Annotated in this window: 1 protein-coding gene and 1 pseudogene; both read left to right on the top strand. The window is 58.6% G+C overall.

Going from position 1 to position 963, the window contains the following annotated elements:
* Nucleotides 1-182: pseudogene (locus SO140_RS46075) on the top strand (Ku protein); the annotation flags it as partial.
* 168 nt (nt 183-350) lie between these two features.
* The gene (locus tag SO140_RS46070; protein WP_498544217.1) at nt 351-458 is read left to right on the top strand and encodes a recombinase family protein; all 108 of its coding nucleotides are present in this window, start codon (nt 351-353) and stop codon (nt 456-458) included.
* Nucleotides 459-963: the final 505 nt, after the last annotated feature.

Below are 963 nucleotides of genomic sequence, written 5' to 3'. Positions count from 1 at the left end.
CTCGAGCCAATTGGAAAGGCTTCTTGCGTCTGTCCCTCGTCACCTGTCCGGTCGCGCTCTATCCCGCGACTTCCGAAAGCGAGAAGATCTCGTTCAACCAACTCAACCGGCAGACAGGGCACCGCATCAAATACCTGAAGGTCGACTCAGAAACTGGCGATGAGGTGTCCAATGAGGACATTCCCCGATCCGGGTAGCGCGCGGCCCCGATCCGGGCGGTGGAGAGCGCGGCGTGAGGCCAACCGCAAAGGCCGCAAGCTCGCTATCGAAGCGCTAAGTGAACGTGCGGCGGCAAGGGCAGCAGATATCGCGCCAGTCATTGCGGAGTTACAGGCGGGGGCGCAACGAGTCTGAAGGCCATTGCAACTGGCCTTACCGAAAAAGGCATTGCGACCGCGCGCGGCAAGAGCGCATGGACCGAAACGCAGGTCGCACGCGTGCTCGAACGCCTACAATAATTCGAAAAGAACTTTTCAAACCTTCCCTAGGTACCATGCCCACGTCAATATCGAGGGGTACACCCCCTGCAATGAACATGAAACAAAAAGGGAGCGCAGCTGACCGCCGATCGGAATAAGTCGCCCCTGGGAAAACTTGCAACCCTATTACTCGTGCGTAGTTGGTAGCCTGGATCACGTGAAGCGCGTCGTAAAAGTCGTCGGGATGGTCAACGCCGCCGACGATTTTGGTGACCAGCCAAAGGTGATAAACAGATTTTCCGATTTGATGAGAGGTAGTCGGCGAGACCGGAAAGCACGCATGCTCTGCCGTCGGGATGGGCGGGCTGCCGTTCAACCTCCGCGCATCCTGTTGCAGATCATCGAGAGCAGATCGGCGGTCGTCATCATCCAGCAATATGGCTCGGCGGGGAGGACGCCGCGCATCCTCCCGAACTTCACATTCCGCGCGCAAGCAAGATCGCGCCGGAGATCATGAGAGCTAGACCGGCCGCGTGACTCAGTC

This window comes from Bradyrhizobium sp. UFLA05-108 (assembly GCF_059803455.1).
This window is presented reverse-complemented; position numbering and strand designations above follow the sequence as displayed.